This window comes from Mesorhizobium sp. ISC15 (assembly GCF_037162615.1).
Lineage (GTDB): Bacteria > Pseudomonadota > Alphaproteobacteria > Rhizobiales > Rhizobiaceae > Mesorhizobium > Mesorhizobium mediterraneum.
Window position 1 is genome coordinate 909,515 of the sequence record NZ_JAVSPX010000001.1, and the last position, 19,813, is coordinate 929,327.

The window sequence follows — 19,813 nt, forward strand, 5'->3', positions numbered from 1 at the left end:
TAAAGACAGGTCGCGGAGACAGACTGGGATCTGTTCGCCAAGGGCGGGCATTTTTCGAGCATGTCGTGGCGACAGAGATTGCGAAGACTCTGATCGACCACCCACCCGGGCGGCTTTTAGCGCTTTGCTGATGTTGAGCCACGTCAGCTTTCGCCCAAACCGCATCAGCCTCACACCGCCAAGCTCCCCTGCTCCACCTCCGCGGCACCGGGATCCCCCGGTGCCGTCGCCCAGGCCAATTCCACCAGCGTCACCGTCCGCCGGCCAACCCCATCAAGCTGGCACACGATCAGCCCCTGCTCCTCGATATAGGTCAAGAGCCGCCGGGCGCGGCGCAGCGAGTGCGAGCCATAGGCGCGGGCGTTTCTCCGCGACCGCCTGGTCGTCGTGGCGAGCCCGAATGTTCCTCGCACGACCGGTGGACGCGCCGCTCCTGCCGTTGGACGCGGCGCAGGCGATCGGCAAACATGGCACGTGAAGACACCCGCTGGCCGGTCAACAATTAGAATCGAGCCGGTCCTCGCTTTGTCAACGCTCATCATGGTCCGGGATGCGGTGCGAGCCGGCGTCGGTGCAAGACGTCTTCCCATTTCGTTGGTGAGCCACGGCTTGGCTGACGGCACACTGGTAAATTGGGGGATATCGACGGCCCCGAGATCGCTCTCTGGACGCTCTACCCATCTCGGCGGCTGCTCAGCGCGCGGGTGTCGGCGTGCTTGGACTTTCTAAAACAAGCCTTCCCAAATGGAACGCCGGACGAACTAGCCGCCTATATTGGCAGGTGATGGCCGAACTCGCTTTCGGGCGTAGAGAGTCCTCTGCAACAAAAAACGACGGAAGCTGAGAAGCGCTTTGCCAGCGTCATGGATGAGCCCCACGTCACATGCCGGCCTGCTTAGCAAAATGTTCTGGAACTATGCCTGTCGTCTCGCGCACGATGTCGAGGAATGCCTTTAGCACAGGCGAAGGCTGTTCGCGCCGATAGATGACTGACGTATCGATCGACAGGTTTCGGCCCCGAATAGGTCGATAGACGACGCCGGATCGCTGCAGATTCTCGAGACAGGCAGGCAGCAGCGAGACGCCAAGCCCAACAGATACAAGTCCGATGATCGTTTGCTTGGGCGTTGCTTCCCGCACGATCCTCGGGCTGAAGCCGGATGAACGGCACAGCCCGACAATCTCGTCATAGAGGGACGGATTGATGCTGCGCGGGAACTGAATCAGTGCTTCCTGAGCCAAGTCAGCCAGCGCGATCTCGGTCTCTGAGGCTAACCAATGTGTTTCCGGCAAGGCCACGATCAGCGGTTCGACCAATATGCTTTCGGCTTGAAGGGCGTTGTGAACGACGGGAGGGTGGACAAAGCCAATGTCGAGCTGCCGTTCGGCTACCAGTTTTATTTGATTGGGAATGCGCAGATCGGTCAGGCTCAACGCGACCTCGGGATAACATTCGGTGAATCGCTGAACGACAGCTGGCACCACACTATAGATGGCGGCATCGATAAATCCGACTGACAGATGGCCGGTTTCGCCACGACCGGCTTTGCGGGCAAGCTCGACGGCTTGCCCGGTCTGATGAAGGACTGCTCTCGCTTCTTCGAGAAACACCCGGCCGGCCTCGGTCAGTTCGACCTTGCGTTTGGTGCGCTCCAGCAGGCGCACGCCTATGACCTGTTCCAACTGCTGGATCTGCTTGGTGAGAGGGGGTTGGGAGATATGCAGGCGCGCTGCGGCGCGCCCGAAATGCAACTCTTCGGCGACAGCTACGAAGGACTGCATCAGCTTGTGATCCATCTCTTAATTTCCAGAATCGAATTAATCGCTCTCCAATCAATATTGGACAGAAATATTGAAAATCGCAAAGCTTAGGCAGTCACAAATCTGGGAGATATGCTCTTGAGGAATGCCGAGATTTCTCGCCGCCAGATGTTGAAAGCTCCACTTGTTGGTGCGGCGATTGCCACCGCATCTCAATCCGGTCTTGTCTGTGAGGCGCTTGCACAGCCAGTTCCTGCTGCCTCGCCGGCGCCCCCTGGCGCCTTCGCCCATCATGTCGAAGCAATCGGCTATACCGATCTCGATCATCGCCCTGCCTTCAAGATGGCGATCCGGCAGGTCGGCGAGCGCTGGTATCTTTATACCGGACACTTCTGGCACTCTGGCTGGAGCATCGTCGACGTGACCAATCCGGCGAAGCCTGAGGTCGTCAAGTTCGTGCCCTATCCGGGCACGAACACCTGGACGCTGCAGATCGATTTGTCCGGCGATACGATGGTGACGGCCCTCGAAAAACCTTTCGCGAATTTCGGCGGTGACCCCGACGCGGCTTTTGGCGAAGGGGTCCTGATCTGGGATATCGCTGATCCCGTCAATCCGAAACAACTCGGTCATTACCGGACCGGAGGCAACGGCACGCACCGCAACCTCTATCCCGGCGGGCGTTATGTTCATCTTGCCGCCGGCATGCCCGGTTACAAGGGTAACATCTACGTCATTCTCGATATCTCGGACCGCGCCAATCCACGCGAGGTCGGACGCTGGTGGGTGCCGGGCCAGCACGAGGCCGGCGGGGAGAGCTTCCCATCGGCCGAACCCGCAGCAGCATCACAGGAGGCGTCGGACCGCTACCGGCTACGACTGCGGCCGCAATGCATGTGCGGCGCCTTCTGCGCCAGCACGGGCGAGGACATATCGCTGCATGGCCCGCCCTACGTCGTCGGCGACCTTGTGTATCTGCCTTATGGCGCGGCTGGGATCATCGTGCTCGACATCAGTGACGTCTCGCAGCCGAAGCAGATCAGCAGCCTGAGCTTCAGTCCGCCCTTTCATTCCCGTTTCGGCGTGCACGGCGTGCTGCCGATACCCGAGCGGGGCATCGCCTTCGCCAATTCGGAGAACGTCACTTATGGACGCGGCCCTATGCATCACGCGTCGATCGTCGATATTTCCGACCCTGCCGAACCGTTCTTGCTGTCGCTGTTGCCGGAGCCCGTGCCGCCCGAAGGCGCTTCCTATTCGGACTTCACCACGCGCGGCGGCTGGCGCGGGCCGCACAACATCAACCACCACCAACATCATCCCGACGTCGAGAAACAGGGCGATTTGTTCTACATCGCGCATTTCAACGCCGGGCTCAGAATTTACGATGTTTCGAACACACGGCTTCCGCGTGAGGTCGGCTATTTCATTCCACCGGAACCCACCCGGCGCTACGGACCAATGCCTGAAGACAAGCTGGTGCTGCAGACCGAGGATGTCGTCGTGGACCGTCGCGGCTTCATCTACATCAGCGACAAGAACCAGGGCCTCTGGATACTCCGCTATACCGGCCCAAAGCCGGAGGGGGCCGCGCCATGAAGCAGCGCGAAAATCAGCGTGGAGCGATCTCTGCGACGAGATCGTTCGTCGTCTTGACCCCAGCCATGAAGCCGGCGGCATTGAATTCGTTCATGACGAAGAAAGCGCCGACGCCGCGTGTCGGTGCAATCGCAACATAGAGAAACATCCCTTGCAGGCCGCCGCTCTTCTGGAGGATGAGCGGGCGATGCTCGTTGGGGAGCATGATGACCCATCCGAGACCCATGGCGTCCATCGGGCCGCCGTCATCCAGCCCCACCACCGACGCGAGCCCGTCCCGGTACAAAAAAGCCGCGTGGTTCAAAAGCCGCAACTCGGCGTCGGCCGCGGAAGGCTTGTTGTCCACATGCCAGTTCATCCAGCGCAGCAGATCGTCCGCGGTCGAGTACAATCCACCGGCGCACTCCATGGCTGTGCTCGTCGGCACGATGGGCAGGGGGCTGCCGCCGAAGTTATGGCCCTGCATCAGGCGCGGCTCGTCCGCCGGTCTTGGGTTGAAAACCGTGTCTTTCATGCCGAGTGGATCGAGGACACGCTCCCGCAGGACCTCGGCATAGGGCTTTCCAGAGACATTCGCGAGCGCCGCCCCGAGGAGGTCGTATCCGAAGTTCGAATAGAGAACGGCGGTGCCCGGCGCGAATAGCAGCGGATTGTCCTTGAGGGCGGCAATCTGCGCCTCTTTGGTGTTCGTCGAGAAGGGGTCGGAGGGGGGCGCCTCGGCCACTGGCACCTCCCGCGGAAGGCCGGAAGCTTGCGCGACGAGATCGATCAGGCGGAGGGCGCGGCCATCCTTCTCAGGGAGCGTGACGTCCCAGCCAAGGCGATCCTGCAGCCGGTCGGTGAGCTGTACCTTGCCGTCGATCGCCAGCGAGGAAAGCACGCTGCCGCAGAACACTTTGCTCACGGACGCGATGCGGAACATTGTGTCGCCGTCCGGCACTTTTTCACTCCCGTCGGCAATCTTGCCGAAACCGGCCAAGGCCGTCTCGCCGTTGCGCACGGCGCCGAAGATCAGGCCAGGCACCTCGGTGGAGAGATACAGGATCGTGCCGTTGAACTGCACCGCTTCTGTCAGCAGTCTGTCCTCGGCATGTCCATAAGAGGGAACGGCTGCGATTGCCGTCAAAGCGACGGCCATAAGTCGGCGCGATCGAGACAAACGCATTGCCGAAATCCTTTGATAAAGCTGCAGAATAAAATCTTCGGAAAAAGGGCCGCCGCGTAGTATCTTACCATCTCTCCAGAAGCAGGAGATGTCAACAGAATGAACCGAAGGGGTAATCGGCGGCGGCAGCGTAGTTTCGGCAGATATTTGCGCTACAGTCCTGCCGTATTTCTTGTACTTCGTCAGTTGATCGGGGCTGATCTCTAAAAGACTCGCCGCTGTACCTACCGCTCGGTCATACATCGCCTTGACGCGTGGCATTCCCCTTGCACGCTAGACCATCCCCTCAGACCGCCAAACTCCCCTGCTCCACCTCCGCGGCACCGGGATCCCCCGGTGCCGTCGCCCAGGCCAATTCCACCAGCGTCACCGTCCGCCGGCCAACCCCGTCAAGCTGGCAGACGATCAGCCCCTGCTCCTCGATATAGGTCAGCAGGCGCCGGGCGCGGCGCAGCGAGTGCGAGCCATAGGCGCGGGCGATCGCCGCGTCGCTCGGGCAGGGCCAGCCCTCCTTCGCGGCGCGGGCGATCATCATGAACACGCCTTGCATGTCCTCGGGCAGCAGCGAGGCGCGCACCGAGACATCCTGCCACGCATCATCCCCTGCCATGTCGGAGCCCAGCCCGGCGCGGGCGCGCGTCAGCATGCGGCGGAAGGCGGGCAGGTCCGGCACAACCGAGGCGAGACCCTCGATCCGGCAGCGGACCACGAATTCCTGGTAAAGCACGCCGATGACACGGAAGCCCGCATCGGGTTGCGCCAGCACGGCGCGCAGGACACGGTCCACGCGCTCCCGCCGCTCCGCCAAATCCTCGGCGCTGATCGGCGGCTCCACCGGTTCGGGGCGGATTTCCAGCGCCGCCGATTTCGCCGCCATCAGCTGATCGAGCAGGTCCGGCGACGACCGGCGCTGCGGCCGGACCGTTTCCGGCGGCGGGGCTGCCAGGATGATCGCGCGGGCATCCTCCAACGCCGATTCCGGCAGCGGCATCAGGCGCGGGGTGCCATTGCGCGGGCTTGTGTCGGTCGGGCCGATGCGCAGCCCCAGCGGACGGCGCGACAGCGCCGGGCCCAGCGCCATGAATTGCCCGCGCTCCAGGTCGCGAAAAGCCTCCGCCTGTCGCCGCTCCATGCCGAGAAGGTCGGCGGCGCGCGCCATGTCGATATCGAGAAAAGTTCGACCCATGAGGAAATTGGAAGCCTCGGCGGCGACGTTCTTGGCGAGCTTGGCCAGTCGCTGGGTGGCGATGATGCCGGCAAGCCCGCGTTTGCGGCCACGGCACATCAGATTAGTCATGGCGCCGAGCGAGAGTTTGCGCGCCTCGTCCGACACCTCGCCCGCCACGGCCGGTGCGAACAGCTGCGCCTCGTCCACCACCACCAGCATCGGGTACCAGTGGTCGCGGGCGACCTCGAAAAGCCCGCCGAGAAAGGCGGCGGCGCGCCGCATCTGGTTCTCGGCGTCGAGCCCCTCGAGATTGAGCACCGTGGAGACGCGGTGGATGCGCGCGCGCTCGCCGGCGCTCTGCAGGCCGCGCTCGGTATGCTCCTCGGCATCGATCACCAGATGACCGAAACGGTCGCCCAGCGACACGAAGTCGCCTTCGGGGTCGATGATGGTCTGCTGCACCCAGGGCGCGCTCTGCTCCAGCAGCCGGCGCAGCAGATGCGATTTGCCGGAGCCCGAATTGCCCTGCACCAAAAGGCGGGTCGCCAGCAGCTCCTCAAGATCCAGCGCCGCCGGGGCGCCTGCGGTCGTGTGGCCCATCTCGATCGCAACGGTCATGTCTCGACTCTCCTTGGGGAGAGGGCTTATCAACCGCATCGCGGCCCGTCGAGCGCGCATGGCCGACCGCTCGCTGTTGCGCACAAGCTGGACGAATGCGGATGGAGCGCAACCATCAGGCGCCGGCTAGCTGGCCTTCTAGGCGCCAACCGATGCAGGCCGCGTGGCCGGCGGCAATTCGGAACTTGCCAGCCGCGCGGCGACATAGTCCTTGACCTGGCGCAGCGCGTAGTCGCGCGAAACGCTGCCGGGTTGCAGGCCAAGCCGCAGCCATAGCCCGTCGATCAGCGTGGTGATGCCGAAAGCGATATCGTTTGCGTCAGCTTCGACAACAAGGCCACGCAGGCCGGACAGCAAATTCGAACGCATCCGGCTGTGGATCACACGCTGAATGCGCTTCAATTTTTCATCGCGCGGCACCTCCGCACATAGTGAGAGCCACGCATGACAAAGCGACGGCTGGAAGAAATGCAGCTCGAAATTGCCGTCGATCACGGCGTCGAGCCTTTCCATAGGCGTATGCGCGCCTTTCAGCCGCGCCACCACCGCATCACGCAGCACCAGATTCGACTCGCGCATCGCGTGTTCGAACAGCTCTCGCTTATCCCTAAAATAATGCAGGACGATGCCCTTCGACGCGCCGGCCTGCGCCGCGACCTTTTCGATCGTCGCGCCGGCTATGCCTTCCCGCTGAAGCACGGCGAATGCTGCCTGACGCAGCTCCTTGCGGCGGATGTCGCTGAGGCGAGTGAGTTTCATGATTGTTCCCGATGCAAAAGCATATTGACATTCTAGTCCACCGAGATCAATAATTGACCAGTGGGACAATAATCAGACCAAATGGTCAACACGGGAGATATCGAAATGCTTCGCACCTTTCTTCTCAGCATGCCCTTGTGTGTTCTGGCGCTTGCGCCGCAGGTGAGCCAGGCCGCGGAACCGGAACAATGCGGAGCCGTCCGCATGGCCGAGCCTGGCTGGAACGATCTCGCCTTCACCACCGGTGTCGCTTCCGTGCTGTTCGACGCTCTCGGCTACAAGCCGCAGAGCACCCTGCTTGGCATAGACGTCATCTATGCCGCTTTGAAGAACAATGATCTCGACGTCTTCCTCGGCTATTGGGACCCGGCCATGGCCGCAAATTTTGCGCCGTACAAGCAGGATAGCTCGGTCGAGACCGTCCACATCAATCTCGAAGGCGCCAAATACACATTTGCCGTTCCAACCTATGTCTGGGAAGCAGGCGTCAAGGACGTGGCCGACCTCAAGAAGTTCGCCGACAAATTCGGAAACAAGATGTACGGCATCGAACCTGGATCGAACCAGTTGATGATGGACGCCATCGCCGACCCGAGCCTGGGTCTGAACGGATGGGAAGTAGTCGAGTCGAGCGAAGCCGGCATGTTGTCGGAAGTCGGATATCGGATAAAGGAAAAGAACTTCATCGTCTTCCAGGGGTGGGCGCCGCATCCGATGAACACGATGTACGATTTCAAATATCTGACCGGCGGCGACAAATTCTACGGACCCAATTTTGGCGCGGCGACCGTCAGCACCCAGGTGCGCAAGGGCTATCTGGAAGCCTGTCCGAACGCAGCGCAGCTCTTGAGGAACCTCAGCTTCGACATCGACTTCGAGAATACCGGCATGGGCTACCTGATCAATGACGGCATGGCGCCGCTCGATGCCGCGCAGAAGGCAATATCGGAAAATGAGGCAAGGCTCGACGCCTGGCTGCAAGGCGTTACCACCTTCGACGGCAAGCCGGCGCTCGACGCCGTGAAGGCAAAGCTCGGCCTGTGAACTCAGTAACGCAGGAGGGATGGGCCGGCCGCAAGCGAAGTGTCGCTATCGGCGGGACCGCCATGGCCTATATCGAGATCGGCGGCGCCGAGCCGCCGCTTGTCCTCATTCACGGCTTTACCGATACGAGCCGCAGTTTTTCCCTGCTCGTGCCCTATCTGGAAGGCCGCCGCCTGATCATCCCGGACCTGCGCGGGCACGGCGCCTCGCAGGCCGGGACGAGCGGCCTCGGGCCGGCCGATTTCGCCGACGATCTTGCCGCACTCATTGCCAGGCTGCAGCTCGTGCAGCCGGTTCTGGTGGGCCACTCTCTGGGCAGCATGATTGCGATCGAGATGGTTGCACGGCATCCGGCTTTGGCCGGTGGACTGGTGCTGCTTGCGGGCACGCTGCAGCCCGCAATCCCCGATGCCCATCCGATGGTCGTCGGGGTGCAATCGCTGCGCGACCCGATATCGCCGACGGACCCGTTCTATGCCTATTGGCACGCCTGCGAGGCGGATGTTCCACGCGACTTCCTCGCAATGGCGGCGGCGGAGGCGTCGACCATGCCCGCGCCACGCTGGCGCGCCATACTGGAGCAGGTGCGCCGCACCGATCTCACGGCGGCTGCGCGAAGCGTCAAGGTCGATACGTTGATCGTAAACGGCGGGCGCGACCCGCTGTTCGACAGCATGCATCGGCAGCGGCTGGTGGAAGCCTTTCGCACCGCCGCAGTCGTCGAAGCCGCCGATTGTGGCCACAACCCGCACTGGGAGGATCCGGCCCTGATCGCCCAGCTGATCTCTGCACATTTTCCGGCACACAAAGAGCCGAGGCAAATGAGCCAGCCATGAAGCTGCAGGAATATGCGGCGCTCGATGCCGTTGCGCTGTCCGAACATGTTCGCTCCGGCGACCTGTCCGCTGCCGAGGTCGTTGAGGCGGCAATCGAGGCTATCGCAAAGATCAATCCTGTCCTCAACGCAGTGACACTGGTCGATGTCGAAGGCGCTCGCTCCAGCGCAAGGAGCCTGGATCGAAGCGCTCGCTTAGCCGGCGTTCCTTTCCTCATAAAGGATACCGGTATCCACACGGCGGACTGGCCGACAACGCATTCCTCCGCCTATTTCAGGGATGCCGCGCCCAAGCCCGATAGCGAGATCGTTCGGCGATGGCGGACGGCCGGCCTGGTCTTCCTGGGAAAAACGAACACGCCGGAATATGCCAACGACTTCGTGACCGAGCCGGCCTTCCGCGGGTCGACACTCAATCCCTGGGATCTGACGATCACGGCTGGCGGGTCAAGCGGCGGGGCTGCCGCCGCCGTCGCAAGCGGCATGGTGCCGGTAGCGCATGGCTCCGATATCGGCGGATCGATCCGCGTGCCGGCGGCCTGCTGCGGCTTGTTCGGCCTAAAACCTTCCCGCGCCCTTAATCCTGTCGGCCCTTATCGCGGCGAGGTCGGAGCCGGACTCCATGCCGAAAACGTGCTTTCGCGCACGGTCCGCGACAGCGCCGCCATGCTGGATATGACCGCCGGCCCGGAACTGGGGGCGCCTTACCGCGTGTCCAGATCCGTGCCCTCCTATCTCGACTGGCTGCGCACGCCGAGCGAACGCCTGCGCATCGCCTGCTTGGGACGGCGAGCCGATGGCACTGATGTCACGCCCGAAATCAAGACCCGTTTTCTGGAAGCCATGGCGCTGCTCGAGGAGCTGGGGCACGAGGTGGAGGAAGCATCGTTTCCACCCGAGGCCGATTGCGGCGACGGCTGGAGCATCCTTTGGATGTCGGAGATCGGTCTGACCATCCGGGAACGAGCCGGTGAGATCGGCCGCATGCCGGGAAACGATGAAATCGAGCGACTGAGCCGCCACGCGCTGGAGCGCTTCGAACAATCCTCGGCGGCCGATTACCTCGATGCGCAGGGGTGCGCTCATCGGGCGTCCCTCGCCATGGCGAGGAAATTCGATCGGTTCGATCTGATCATGACGCCGACCACGGCCGAATTGCCGCCCCGCCTGGGCGAAATCAACGGCAACGGCGCGCATTTCGACTATGAGGAATGGTCAAACAGGGCCTACGGATTCGCGCCCTTTACCGAGATCTTCAACGTCACCGGGCAGCCCGCCGCCAGTCTTCCGCTCTTTCAGTCCGAGGGCGGCGTGCCGATCGGCATCCAGCTCGTTGCCCGCCAGAATGAGGATCACCGGCTGCTTCGCATTGCCCATGAGCTGGAGCAGGTAACGCAATGGCCGACGCGGTATCCGCCGATCTGGGCGGGGGAGTGTTAGGATCAGCTGCTATTGGCGTTCACAAGAGGGATCGCAGCCCCAAGAGGCTGCCGCCTGATCAGAATGATTGCCGAGAAAGCCAGTATGCCGAGCATGCCGACCGCTGCGGCCAGCCAGAGCGATGGTTGGACGCCCATGCCTGCCATCGCCATGGCGAGGGCAAATGGTGCAAGTGCCGACGAGAACTGACGCGCCGCCGTCACCCAGCCGAGCCGGGCGCCGTAACGCTCCCGCCCGAACAATTCCAGGGGCAGCGTGCCGCCGACGATGCTGGCGAGGCCCGAGCCCAATCCAAACAGGATGACGAAGGCGATGGCTCCAGGCACCGATGGTGTCGTCGCCAGCAGCACGACAAGGCCGAGCGGCAGCAAGGTCGCGCCGATGACCGCGAGCCAGGTCTGCGCCAGCCGGCCGCCGAACAGCATGTTGATGAGCCGGCTCGCCACCTGGGACGGCCCGAAAAGCGTGGTGACGACGAGCCCGGCGGAGCCAAGCCCGAGCGCCGTCGTCAGCGGCACCATGTGAACGAGGATCGAGGACAGCACGAAGCCCTCGAGCGCGAAGCCGCCAAGCATGAGCAGAAACACTCTGCTGCGGTCGCGCGAGGCAACCGCACCGCCTGCCGGCCCAATGGCCGCAGGTATCGGTGAAGCACTTTCATCTGTCCGATGCGACAGCCGTGCCAGCCAGGCATGGATGGGCAGGCAGATGGCGACATTGATGCCGGCAAAGACCAGGTAGACCTCGCGCCAGGTCAGGTATTCGTGCAGTGCCGCCGTCAGCGGCCAGAACAGCGTGGAGGCGAAGCCGGCGATCAGCGTCAGATGGGTGATGCTTCGCTGCGCCCTGGCTCCGCCGACCTGGACGATCGCCACGAAAGCGGCGCTGTAGAGCACGAACGCGGACGCCAGTTCCATGGCCATCAACGCCAAAACGAAGGTCACCCGACCGGGTGCTAGCGCGCAAGCGACAAGCGCTGCCGCCGCGGCTGCCGAGCCAAAGGTCATCACCCGGCCGGCGCCGAAACGATCGGCCCAGCGCCCGGCTGTCGGGGCAAACAGGCCACCCACCAGCAGCGACGCCGACAAGGCGCCGAAAACCCATTGTTCCGGCCAGGCGAACTCGAGCGCGATCGACGGCACCAGGATGCTAAAGCTGTAATAGAGCGTGCCGTAGCCGATGATCTGCGTCAGCCCCAACGCCCAGAGTGCCGCAGCCGGGATCTTCCGGTCGCTCATTGAGCGGCATCCGCAATCTCGAGATCGCCGCTGCGCACTGCTGCGATCGCTTGCGTGCTGCCGCAGCCGCAGCCAGACTTGCCGCTCGCCTTTGCCTTGGCGTCGTCGACACAGCAGGCGTCGACAGCAGCCGGCGCTGGTCCGCCGCAGCAGCCCTGGGACGACGTGCTTGAAAGCGATACCGGCACCGTGCAAACGCCGGTCTCGGGCAACACCAGCTGCACGGCATCGGCCGCTTCCATGTCGCCGGCGATCGCCGCGGCGACCGAGCGGACCTGCTCATAGCCTGTCAGCAGCAGGAACGTCGGCGCTCGGCCATAGCTTTTGACGCCGACCGTGTAGAACTCGGGCTCGGGATGGCTGAGCTCGCGGTGACCATGCGGCGGGACATCGCCGCAGGAGTGCTCATTGGGGTCGATGAGCGGCCCCAGCGCCTTGACGCCTTCGAGCCACGGATCGAGGTCCAGCCGAAGCTCGCGGGTCAAGGCGAGGTCGGGGCGCTGACCGGTCGCGGCGATGATCCGGTCGACGGGCCCGAGCGTGCGCAATCCATCTTTTGTCTGCCCTTTGACCACCAGACGGCCGTCGACCTCGCGAATGGCAACCGTGGCAAAGCCAGTCACCAGCCGCACGCGCCCGCTTTCAGCGAGATGCCGGACATCGGAACCAAGCTCGCCCCGCGCCGGCAGGGCGTCGGCATCGCCGCCGCCATAGATGCGGACAAGATCGGTGCTGCGCGTCACCCATAATGCCGAGGTGCCCGGCTCGGTTTGTGCGAGCTCCGCCAATTCCAGCAAGGCGTTGGCGGCGGAATGGCCGGCGCCCACCACCAATGTCGTGCGGCCTGCATAGAGATGACGGTCGCGGCCGAGAACATCCGGGATGCCGTAGGCGATGCGATCTCCGAATTCCCTCTCACCTTCGGCCGGCAAGCCGCTGGCACCGAGCGGATTCGGCGTCTGCCATGTGCCGGACGCGTCGATGACGGCACGGGCGCTGTCCCGACGCGTGCCCGCACCCGTTTCGACCAGAAGCATGAACGGCCGCGTCTCTCGCGCTCTGCTCAGAACCTTGTCGGCTCCCCACCGGGAAATGGCGACAACGCGGGCATTGGTCTCGATCGACGGCGCCAGTTCGGAAAGCTTTGCGAGCGGCGCGAGATATTGGTCGACGATCTCATCGGCGGTGGGGAATGCCTCGGGCTCCGGCATTTGCCATCCGTGGCTCTCGAGAAGTTTTCGGGCGACCGCATCGACACAATAGCGCCACGGCGTGAAAACCCGCACATGGCCCCAATCCAGAAGGTTCGAGCCGACCGCGGAACCCGCCTCGTAAACCCTGACCGGAAGGCCGCGGCTGACAAGTTGGGCCGCTGCGGCCAGACCGACAGGTCCGCCGCCGATGATGGCGACCGGGAGATTACTATTGGGAGCCATGACGCACCTTCTATGCTTCTAGGACTATAGAAATATTGGCCAAAAAAGAGTTACGCAGCCGCCTCGCCGACCGCCGGACCGCATGCAGCGTCGGCACAACATTCGTCGGCAAGAAAGCCGAGCAGATCGTTCATGACGGGGTAATTGGCACGGCAGATCAAGGTCGTTGCCTGGCGCTCCTGGGTGACCAGGCCGGTCAGGATAAGCCGGTGCAGATGGTGCGACAGGGTTGACGCAGCGATGCCGAGGGTTTCCTGCAGATAACCGACGGGTCGTCCGGTTTCGCCTGCCCTCACCAGCGTGCGATAGAGGTTGAGCCGCGTTGGATTGCCGAGCGCCTCGAGCTGTTTTGCTGCTTGTTCGAGTTTCATGGAAATAAGGTAGCGCCGGAAATACGTGGCGTCAACCCTATTTCGAAAATTCTCGAATTAGTCGTATACCGGTATCCAACCCCGATCGCTTGTGAGACCGATCAGGATAATCCTGCATCCGGCTACGACGCCGAAGAGCGGCAATCACCTCAGATCGACCGCTGACTGACCCGTTTGGCAACCTCTTCAGCGCTTTCGACGCGCTCGGAATAACGGTCCGTGAGATAGGCGGATCGATCACGCAGGAGCAGCGTGAACTTCATCAGCTCCTCCATCACATCGACGATCCGGTTATAGTACGGTGACGGCTTCATGCGGCCAGCCTCGTCGAACTCATTGAAAGCCTTGGCCACCGACGACTGGTTGGGGATGGTGACCATCCGCATCCAGCGGCCGAGGATACGAAGCTGGTTGACGGCGTTGAAGCTCTGCGAGCCGCCGGAAACCTGCATCACCGCGAGCGTGCGGCCTTGCGTCGTCCTGACGCCGCCAGCCGAGAGCGGCAGCCAATCGATCTGCGCCTTCATGACTCCCGTCATCGAGCCATGCCGCTCGGGCGAGCACCAGACCTGCGCTTCCGACCAGACCGACAGGTTTCGCAGCTCCTGGACTTTGGCGTGGTCGGCCGACGTCGAATCCGGCAGCGGCAGGCCAGCGGGATTGTAGATGCGCACCTCGGCGCCCAGGCGACGCAAGATGCGAGCGGCTTCCTCCGTCGCCAGCCGGGAGTAGGACCGCTCGCGCAGCGAGCCGTAGAGCATCAGCACGCGAGGCTTGTGGATCGACCGCGGCACGTCGAGCAGCGCCTGCAGGTCGATCGGCCGGAACTGGTCTTCGTCCACGTTCGGCAAGGAATCTTCGGGTATCTGGTCAGGCAACGCGCTTGCCCTGCTCGTCGATGACGACTTCGCCGTCTTCCTTGGTGAACGGCCCGATATCCGGGTTGGGCAGGATGTCGAGAACCGCTTCGGACGGCCGTGCGAGCATGGTGCCGAGCGGCGTGACGACAATCGGCCGGTTGATCAGGATCGGATGCTTCAGCATGAAATCGACGATCTCGTCGTCGGTCCATTTGGGATCGCCGAGATTGAGCTCGGCGTACGGCGTGCCCTTCTCGCGCAGCAATTCGCGCGGCGTCATCCCCATCGCCGCGATCAGCTCGACCAGCCGTTCGCGCGACGGCGGGTTCTTCAGATACTCGATCACCTCAGGCTCTTCACCCGACTGCCTGATGATGGCGAGCGTGTTGCGCGAGGTGCCGCAGTCGGGGTTGTGATAGATGGTGATAGTCATTTCGCGGCTCTCATCTGTCTGATTGGTTTAGGCTCGGTGAGCAGCCATCCTGCCAAGGCGATGGCAAGCAGCGCGCCCAGAAGTTCGGCGACGATAAACGCCGGCAAATCCATCGGCCGGATGCCCGCGAATGTGTTGGAAACCGCCCGCGCAATGGCGACCGCTGGATTGGCAAACGACGTCGAAGCCGTGAACCAATAGGCCGCGGTGATGTAGAGCCCGACGAGCCAAGGGATGGACTCCGAACGGAAGCGAAGGCCCGCAAGAATGGTGAAGACCAGACCAAAGGCGGCCACCAATTCGGCAATCCATTGTCCGTTTCCGGTCCGCACGGTTTGGGAGATCTGAAAAATCGGCAGTTCGAACATGGCGTGCGCCAGCAACGTTCCAGCGACGCCGCCGACAATCTGGGCCACGATATAGGCCAAAGCCGTGGTCGCGTCGATTTCGCGCCTCAGCGCAAAAACCAGCGTCACTGCCGGATTGAAATGCGCCCCGGAAATCGGTCCGAGTATGGTGATCAGCACCACCAGGATCGCTCCGGTCGGCAAGGTATTGCCGAGCAAGGCAAGACCCGCATCATCCGTCAGCCTGTCGGCCATGATGCCGGACCCGACGACCGTCGCGACTAGCATTGCCGTGCCGAGCGCTTCCGCGACAATGCGACGGGGCAGGTCAGCCGCCATGGTTAGCCCACTTTCGGCAGATCGCGGCCAATTTCATCCAGCCGTTTCTGCAGGGCGAGCTTGTCGATCGTGTTCATCGGCAGGCTGACAAAGATCGAGATCCGATTGTTGAGCATGCGGTAGGCTTCGGCAAAGGCCAGGTGCTTTTCGGCGTCCGTGCCGTCCACGGCGGCCGGGTCGGGCACGCCCCAATGCGCCGTCATCGGCTGCCCCGGCCAGACCGGGCACGATTCATTGGCCGCGTTGTCGCAGACGGTGAAAACGAAATTCATCTCGGGCGCACCGGGAGCTGCGAATTCCTGCCAGTCTTTCGAACGGGCGAAGGACGTGTCGTGGTTGAGGGTTTTCAAAAGCTGGAGCGCGTAGGGATGGACCTCTCCCTTCGGGCGCGATCCGGCCGAATAGGCCCTGAACTTGCCGGCGCCGACACGGTTCAGAATCGCCTCGGCGAGGATCGACCTTGCCGAATTGCCGGTGCACAGGAAAAGAACGTTGTATGGCTCACTCATGGCGTCCTTCTAACAGTTGCAGGTCACCGCCTGGATGACCGGCTGGCAGAGCTCCGGCGCACCGTTGCAGCAATCCTCCATGAGATAGGCAAGCAGATCGCGGAAGCCGGTCATGTCGGCGACGTAGCGGATTGTCCGGCCGTCGCGCTCTGCGCGCACGAGGCCGGCATGGTCGAGAACCTTCAGATGCGCCGACATGGTGTTCTGCACCGTGCCGAGGCGCGAGGCGATCTCGCCGGCCGGCACGCCGTCTGCGCCCGCCCGGACCAGCAGGCGAAACACCGCGAGCCTGGTGTCCTGGCCAAGCGCTGCCAATGCGAGAAGAGCGGTGTTCTTGTCCATGTATCCTAGAATCCGGAATTATGGATGTATAGCGCCAAAATATGACAGTCAGATGACGATTGATAGTCAAAAATCGTCTTTGCGGACTGCAATGGTCCGCATCCGGCAAAGACGACCTGGATCCGGAAGAACCGGTCCTCGGTCGTGCTGCCTAGTTGCGCAGGTTGAACACGAAGGGCGCCGTGCGACTTATCCGCGAGCCGAGTTCTGGCGGCGGCGTCGGCACTTTGGCACCTTGCAGCGCGCTGAGCGCCGCACGATCGAGGTCGGCATCGCCGGAGGAACGAGCCAGCCGGGCGGATAGGACTCGGCCGGATCCGTCGACCGTAAAGGTGACTTGCGGACTACCCTCCGCGCGCCGGGCTTTCGCCGCCCTCGGATAATCCGTGTGCCGCCTGATCCATGCACCCAGGCGCGAGTCCCACTTGGATGAGTCGCCGCGTCTCGAGGCCGCCGCTTTGGCCGATTTCGGTGCGGCCGCCCTGGTTGCGGGCTTCGCAGCGACACTGGCCGTTGTCCGGGGCGGTGCGGCTTTCTCCTTTTTCGGGCGCTGTCTGGCCTCTTTGACTGGTTTCTTCGCCTTGACCTCAGCCGGCTCCTTCACCTTCGCCTGCTTCTTTGGCTTGGCCTCGACGGGTTTGTCGACCGGTTTCGGCTGAGGCAGCGGAATGACCACGTCCGGCGTGACGGCCTCGGCAATATCAGGCACGACCTCCTCGAGCGGCGGCTGGTCGACCCGTTCCGCCACGGTCGGCGGGGTGGGCTCGATTGCATCGGCCGGAGCGGTTTCCGACGGCTCGACGACCGGCTCTGCCTGCTCGACGGGCGGTTCGGGCGGAGGCTCCGTTTCGGCTATCTCGGGCTCCTCGGCCGGATCCGGCTGATCGGGCGTCACCTCGTCCGGTATCGGGGCCGGCATGGCCGGCGTGAACGCCATCGGCGACAATTCGATCAGCTGCGCCTGCGGCGGCCCGCCATCGGGCGCGGCCGGCCGCCAGCCCTGCATCGCATAGCCGATAGCGGCATGCGCCACCAGAACCAGCGCAGCCGCGCCCGCCCACCATGCCATCTCACGCATGCCGAAGCGGCGCTGATCGGCCATAGGCAGGGCGGCCGCCGGCGACATTATTGGCCCGTTCCGTCTTGCGGCGCCGCGGCATCGCCGGGCGCCGTCTCGAGACCGACCAGCGCGATCTTCAGATAGCTGGCGCCGCGCAAAAGGTTCATCACCTGCATCAGATCGCCATAGCCGACCGCCTTGTCGGCGCGCAGGAAGATGCGCGTCTGCCTGTCGCCCTTTGTCCTGCCGACAAGCGCGGCGGCGAAAGTTTCACGCGGCACGGTATCGTTGCCGATTGCCAGGCTGAGATCATCTTTCAGCGTCAGGAACAGCGGCGTCTCCGGCCGGGGAGCCGGCGTCGCGGTCGAGCCGGGCAGGTCGACATTGACGTCCACCGTCGCCAGCGGTGCTGCGACCATGAAGATGATCAGCAGGACCAGGATCACGTCGATGAACGGCGTGACGTTGATCTCGTGGTTTTCCTCGAGATCGCCGTCGATGTTCTCTCGAATTCTAGCCGCCATGGCGTCGCTCCGTGTTCATTCCGCGGCCATCGACTTTGCCGGCGCGACCGTGCGGAAATCGAGATCCCGGCTGACCAGCCGTTCGACCCCCGCCGACGCATCGGCAAGGATCTGCCTGTAGCCGGCTATCGATCGCGCAAAGACGTTGTAGATGACCACCGCCGGGATCGCCGCGACAAGGCCCATCGCGGTGGCCAGCAAGGCCTCTGCAATGCCCGGGGCAACGACCGCGAGATTGGTGGTCTGCGCCTGCGAGATGCCGATGAAGGCGTTCATGATGCCCCAGACGGTGCCGAAAAGGCCGACAAACGGCGCCGTCGAGCCGATCGTCGCCAGCACGCCGGTGCCGCGCGACATGCGCCGCGCCGCCGCCGCCTCGATGCGCGACAGTCGCGAGGTGACCCGTTCCTTCAGCCCGTCGCCGGACACATGGTCGAGCGAGCCGGCCGAAAGCGCTGCCTCTTCCTCCGCCGCCCGCACCAGCAGGGCGCCAGGACCACCATTGTGGCCAAGCGCGCGCCCGGCCTGGTTCAGCGTGGCGGCATTGCCGATCGCTTGTGCCGCGCGGCGGGCGCGCAGCTTGCTGCCAAGGATCTCCAGCGATTTGGCCAGCCATATCGTCCAGGTGACGAAGGACGCGAAAGCCAGCCCGATCATCACCGCTTTCACGACGATGTCGGCTGCCATGAACATGCCCCATGGCGACAGATCATGCGGCAGGGTCAGGGACGTCGCCGCCGAAGGACCAGTCTCGATGGGTGTGGTCTGGGTGGGCGTGGTCACGCCGGGCTGCGTCGCCTGCGGCACGACGGCGTTTGGCGCGGCCTCCGCCGGCGGCGCGGGAGCGGGCGCCTCGATCGCCGGAGCCGCGCCCGGTTGCTCCTGGGCGGCCGTGCCCGGTTGCTCCTGGGCGGCAGTGCCGCCGGCCGACAGGATGACGGATGCGACCAACGCGGCGAACAAACCATGTCTGGACAAGGGCTTCTTCCTCATTCTCACAGTGGCCTCATTGCACATAGCCGATGGGCTGGCCGGTGACGGGGTGCGCGAACACACCCATTTCGACACCGAAAATTCCTTTGAGCACGTCGCCCTGCATGATCTGGTCCGGCGTGCCGCGCGTCAGCAGCCTGCCATCCTTCAGCGCGATCAGTTCGTCGCAGTAGCGCGCCGCCATATTGGGATCGTGCAGCACCACGACGACGCACAGATCGCGTTTGCGGCTAAGAGCCCTGACCAGCCCCAGCACCTCGACCTGATGGGCGATGTCGAGCGCCGAGATCGGCTCGTCGAGCAGCATGACGCCGGCATTTTGCGCCACCAGCATGGCCAGCCATGCGCGCTGGCGCTCGCCGCCGGACAATTCGTCCACCAGCCGGTCGGTGAAGTCAGCCATGTCGGTCAGGACAAGCGCCTCGTCGACATGGCGCCTGTCCTCATGCCCGAAGCGGCCGAGCGCGCCATGCCAGGGATAGCGCCCGAGCGTCGCCAATTCGCGCACGGTGAGACCGGTCGCCGCCGGCGTCGTCTGCGGCAGATAGGCGAGCGCGCGGGCGAGCTCGCGCGCGCCCCACTGCACCAGCGGCCGCTGCGCGAAGGTGATGCCGCCCGAGCTTGCCGGCTGCTGGCGCGCCAAGAGCTTGATCAGCGTCGACTTGCCCGAGCCGTTGTGCCCGATCAGCCCATAGACGCGCGAGCGTTGCAGCTCGAGTGTGACAGGACCGAGCAGCGTCCGCTCGCCGACAGCAAAGCGCACCGCATCGACATGGAAGGCAGTCTGGGCATGTGTTCCAGCCACGGTGTTGGCCTCTCTTCGGCTTCGCGCGCGCATTTCCGAAATCGGTTTCGGCAATCCGGTTTTCGGCGCCGATGCCCGGTTGACTATGAAACATGACTTTACTAGTCAACAATGAAGATGACTTTTTGAGTCAACAAAATGTCGTGACGCGCCGGATCTGCGTCGAA

Annotated in this window: 20 protein-coding genes and 2 pseudogenes; 5 read left to right on the forward strand and 17 right to left on the reverse strand. The window is 63.5% G+C overall.

Annotated elements, in window-relative coordinates:
• Window positions 1-170: 170 nt before the first annotated feature.
• Window positions 171-362: pseudogene (locus RPG13_RS04535) on the reverse strand (ATP-binding protein); the annotation flags it as partial.
• On the opposite strand from RPG13_RS04535, the pseudogene RPG13_RS04540 reads away from it, so the two are divergent.
• Window positions 358-785 (forward strand): annotated as a pseudogene (locus RPG13_RS04540) (LysR substrate-binding domain-containing protein); the annotation flags it as partial. The pseudogenes RPG13_RS04535 and RPG13_RS04540 overlap by 5 nt on opposite strands.
• 94 nt (window positions 786-879) lie before the next feature.
• On the opposite strand, the gene RPG13_RS04545 reads toward RPG13_RS04540, so the two are convergent.
• The gene (locus RPG13_RS04545) at window positions 880-1,797 is read right to left on the reverse strand and encodes a LysR family transcriptional regulator (protein WP_292625137.1); all 918 of its coding nucleotides are present in this window, start codon (window positions 1,795-1,797) and stop codon (window positions 880-882) included.
• A 102-nt stretch (window positions 1,798-1,899) separates the two neighbouring features.
• Between RPG13_RS04545 and RPG13_RS04550 the strand changes: the two genes are divergently transcribed.
• Window positions 1,900-3,360 carry an LVIVD repeat-containing protein gene (locus tag RPG13_RS04550; RefSeq protein ID WP_206532279.1) on the forward strand — a complete coding sequence of 487 codons (1,461 nt, stop codon included), beginning with the start codon at window positions 1,900-1,902 and terminating at the stop codon, window positions 3,358-3,360.
• A gap of 13 nt (window positions 3,361-3,373) precedes the next feature.
• On the opposite strand, the gene ampH is transcribed toward RPG13_RS04550, so the two are convergent.
• From ampH to betI, 3 genes are all read right to left on the reverse strand, one after another.
• On the reverse strand, window positions 3,374-4,786 hold the full coding sequence (gene ampH / locus RPG13_RS04555) for a D-alanyl-D-alanine-carboxypeptidase/endopeptidase AmpH (protein WP_245461550.1): 1,413 nt from the start codon (window positions 4,784-4,786) through the stop codon (window positions 3,374-3,376).
• A gap of 25 nt (window positions 4,787-4,811) precedes the next feature.
• Complete coding sequence (locus RPG13_RS04560) at window positions 4,812-6,311, reverse strand: ATP-binding protein (RefSeq protein ID WP_127206150.1); 1,500 nt, start codon at window positions 6,309-6,311, stop codon at window positions 4,812-4,814.
• Between the two features lie 138 nt (window positions 6,312-6,449).
• Window positions 6,450-7,070 (reverse strand): choline-binding transcriptional repressor BetI, encoded by a 621-nt coding sequence (gene betI, locus RPG13_RS04565; protein WP_337124491.1) that lies wholly within the window; start codon window positions 7,068-7,070, stop codon window positions 6,450-6,452.
• A gap of 129 nt (window positions 7,071-7,199) precedes the next feature.
• Between betI and choX the strand changes: the two genes are divergently transcribed.
• The 3 genes from choX to RPG13_RS04580 are packed head-to-tail and all read left to right on the forward strand — an operon-like array spanning window position 7,200 to window position 10,389.
• On the forward strand, window positions 7,200-8,114 hold the full coding sequence (gene choX, locus RPG13_RS04570) for a choline ABC transporter substrate-binding protein (RefSeq protein WP_442921383.1): 915 nt from the start codon (window positions 7,200-7,202) through the stop codon (window positions 8,112-8,114).
• Window positions 8,111-8,950: an alpha/beta fold hydrolase gene (locus RPG13_RS04575; protein WP_337124493.1), complete on the forward strand. Its 840-nt coding sequence runs from the start codon at window positions 8,111-8,113 to the stop codon at window positions 8,948-8,950. Before choX ends, RPG13_RS04575 begins: the two co-directional genes overlap by 4 nt.
• On the forward strand, window positions 8,947-10,389 hold the full coding sequence (locus RPG13_RS04580) for an amidase (protein ID WP_337124494.1): 1,443 nt from the start codon (window positions 8,947-8,949) through the stop codon (window positions 10,387-10,389). Before RPG13_RS04575 ends, RPG13_RS04580 begins: the two co-directional genes overlap by 4 nt.
• A 2-nt stretch (window positions 10,390-10,391) precedes the next feature.
• On the opposite strand, the gene arsK is transcribed toward RPG13_RS04580, so the two are convergent.
• The 12 genes from arsK to RPG13_RS04640 form a co-directional block, all read right to left on the reverse strand.
• The gene (arsK, locus tag RPG13_RS04585) at window positions 10,392-11,627 is read right to left on the reverse strand and encodes an arsenite efflux MFS transporter ArsK (protein WP_337124495.1); all 1,236 of its coding nucleotides are present in this window, start codon (window positions 11,625-11,627) and stop codon (window positions 10,392-10,394) included.
• Window positions 11,624-13,063, reverse strand: coding sequence for an NAD(P)-binding domain-containing protein (locus RPG13_RS04590; protein ID WP_292222572.1), 1,440 nt, complete (start codon window positions 13,061-13,063; stop codon window positions 11,624-11,626). Before RPG13_RS04590 ends, arsK begins: the two co-directional genes overlap by 4 nt.
• 50 nt (window positions 13,064-13,113) lie before the next feature.
• Window positions 13,114-13,434 (reverse strand): ArsR/SmtB family transcription factor, encoded by a 321-nt coding sequence (locus RPG13_RS04595; RefSeq protein WP_095485005.1) that lies wholly within the window; start codon window positions 13,432-13,434, stop codon window positions 13,114-13,116.
• Between the two features lie 149 nt (window positions 13,435-13,583).
• Window positions 13,584-14,285, reverse strand: coding sequence for an arsenical resistance protein ArsH (gene arsH, locus RPG13_RS04600; RefSeq protein WP_441338303.1), 702 nt, complete (start codon window positions 14,283-14,285; stop codon window positions 13,584-13,586).
• Window positions 14,286-14,304: 19 nt separating this feature from the next.
• The gene (arsC, locus tag RPG13_RS04605) at window positions 14,305-14,727 is read right to left on the reverse strand and encodes an arsenate reductase (glutaredoxin) (protein WP_095485004.1); all 423 of its coding nucleotides are present in this window, start codon (window positions 14,725-14,727) and stop codon (window positions 14,305-14,307) included.
• Window positions 14,724-15,413 (reverse strand): aquaporin, encoded by a 690-nt coding sequence (locus RPG13_RS04610; RefSeq protein WP_292713685.1) that lies wholly within the window; start codon window positions 15,411-15,413, stop codon window positions 14,724-14,726. Before RPG13_RS04610 ends, arsC begins: the two co-directional genes overlap by 4 nt.
• A 2-nt stretch (window positions 15,414-15,415) precedes the next feature.
• On the reverse strand, window positions 15,416-15,922 hold the full coding sequence (locus RPG13_RS04615; protein ID WP_095485002.1) for an arsenate reductase ArsC: 507 nt from the start codon (window positions 15,920-15,922) through the stop codon (window positions 15,416-15,418).
• 9 nt (window positions 15,923-15,931) lie between these two features.
• Window positions 15,932-16,264, reverse strand: coding sequence for an ArsR/SmtB family transcription factor (locus tag RPG13_RS04620; protein WP_292625124.1), 333 nt, complete (start codon window positions 16,262-16,264; stop codon window positions 15,932-15,934).
• A gap of 151 nt (window positions 16,265-16,415) precedes the next feature.
• On the reverse strand, window positions 16,416-17,390 hold the full coding sequence (locus RPG13_RS04625) for an energy transducer TonB (RefSeq protein WP_095485000.1): 975 nt from the start codon (window positions 17,388-17,390) through the stop codon (window positions 16,416-16,418).
• On the reverse strand, window positions 17,390-17,848 hold the full coding sequence (gene exbD, locus RPG13_RS04630) for a TonB system transport protein ExbD (RefSeq protein WP_292713687.1): 459 nt from the start codon (window positions 17,846-17,848) through the stop codon (window positions 17,390-17,392). The genes RPG13_RS04625 and exbD overlap by 1 nt, the downstream gene beginning before the upstream one ends.
• A 15-nt stretch (window positions 17,849-17,863) precedes the next feature.
• Entirely contained in the window at window positions 17,864-18,826 is a 963-nt protein-coding gene (gene exbB, locus RPG13_RS04635) for a tonB-system energizer ExbB (RefSeq protein WP_337124496.1), read from the reverse strand.
• A gap of 28 nt (window positions 18,827-18,854) precedes the next feature.
• Window positions 18,855-19,646 (reverse strand): ATP-binding cassette domain-containing protein, encoded by a 792-nt coding sequence (locus tag RPG13_RS04640; protein ID WP_164547083.1) that lies wholly within the window; start codon window positions 19,644-19,646, stop codon window positions 18,855-18,857.
• Between the last annotated feature and the right edge of the window lie 167 nt (window positions 19,647-19,813).

Coding starts and splice junctions, on each gene's coding strand:
- RPG13_RS04545 (WP_292625137.1), bottom strand. CDS start 1,797: ATGGATCACAAGCTGATGCAGTCCTTCGTAGCTGTCGCCGAAGAGTTG.
- ampH (WP_245461550.1), bottom strand. CDS start 4,786: ATGCCACGCGTCAAGGCGATGTATGACCGAGCGGTAGGTACAGCGGCG.
- RPG13_RS04560 (WP_127206150.1), bottom strand. CDS start 6,311: ATGACCGTTGCGATCGAGATGGGCCACACGACCGCAGGCGCCCCGGCG.
- betI (WP_337124491.1), bottom strand. CDS start 7,070: ATGAAACTCACTCGCCTCAGCGACATCCGCCGCAAGGAGCTGCGTCAG.
- choX (WP_442921383.1), top strand. CDS start 7,200: ATGCCCTTGTGTGTTCTGGCGCTTGCGCCGCAGGTGAGCCAGGCCGCG.
- RPG13_RS04580 (WP_337124494.1), top strand. CDS start 8,947: ATGAAGCTGCAGGAATATGCGGCGCTCGATGCCGTTGCGCTGTCCGAA.
- arsK (WP_337124495.1), bottom strand. CDS start 11,627: ATGAGCGACCGGAAGATCCCGGCTGCGGCACTCTGGGCGTTGGGGCTG.
- RPG13_RS04590 (WP_292222572.1), bottom strand. CDS start 13,063: ATGGCTCCCAATAGTAATCTCCCGGTCGCCATCATCGGCGGCGGACCT.
- RPG13_RS04595 (WP_095485005.1), bottom strand. CDS start 13,434: ATGAAACTCGAACAAGCAGCAAAACAGCTCGAGGCGCTCGGCAATCCA.
- arsC (WP_095485004.1), bottom strand. CDS start 14,727: ATGACTATCACCATCTATCACAACCCCGACTGCGGCACCTCGCGCAAC.
- RPG13_RS04610 (WP_292713685.1), bottom strand. CDS start 15,413: ATGGCGGCTGACCTGCCCCGTCGCATTGTCGCGGAAGCGCTCGGCACG.
- RPG13_RS04615 (WP_095485002.1), bottom strand. CDS start 15,922: ATGAGTGAGCCATACAACGTTCTTTTCCTGTGCACCGGCAATTCGGCA.
- RPG13_RS04620 (WP_292625124.1), bottom strand. CDS start 16,264: ATGGACAAGAACACCGCTCTTCTCGCATTGGCAGCGCTTGGCCAGGAC.
- RPG13_RS04625 (WP_095485000.1), bottom strand. CDS start 17,390: ATGTCGCCGGCGGCCGCCCTGCCTATGGCCGATCAGCGCCGCTTCGGC.
- exbD (WP_292713687.1), bottom strand. CDS start 17,848: ATGGCGGCTAGAATTCGAGAGAACATCGACGGCGATCTCGAGGAAAAC.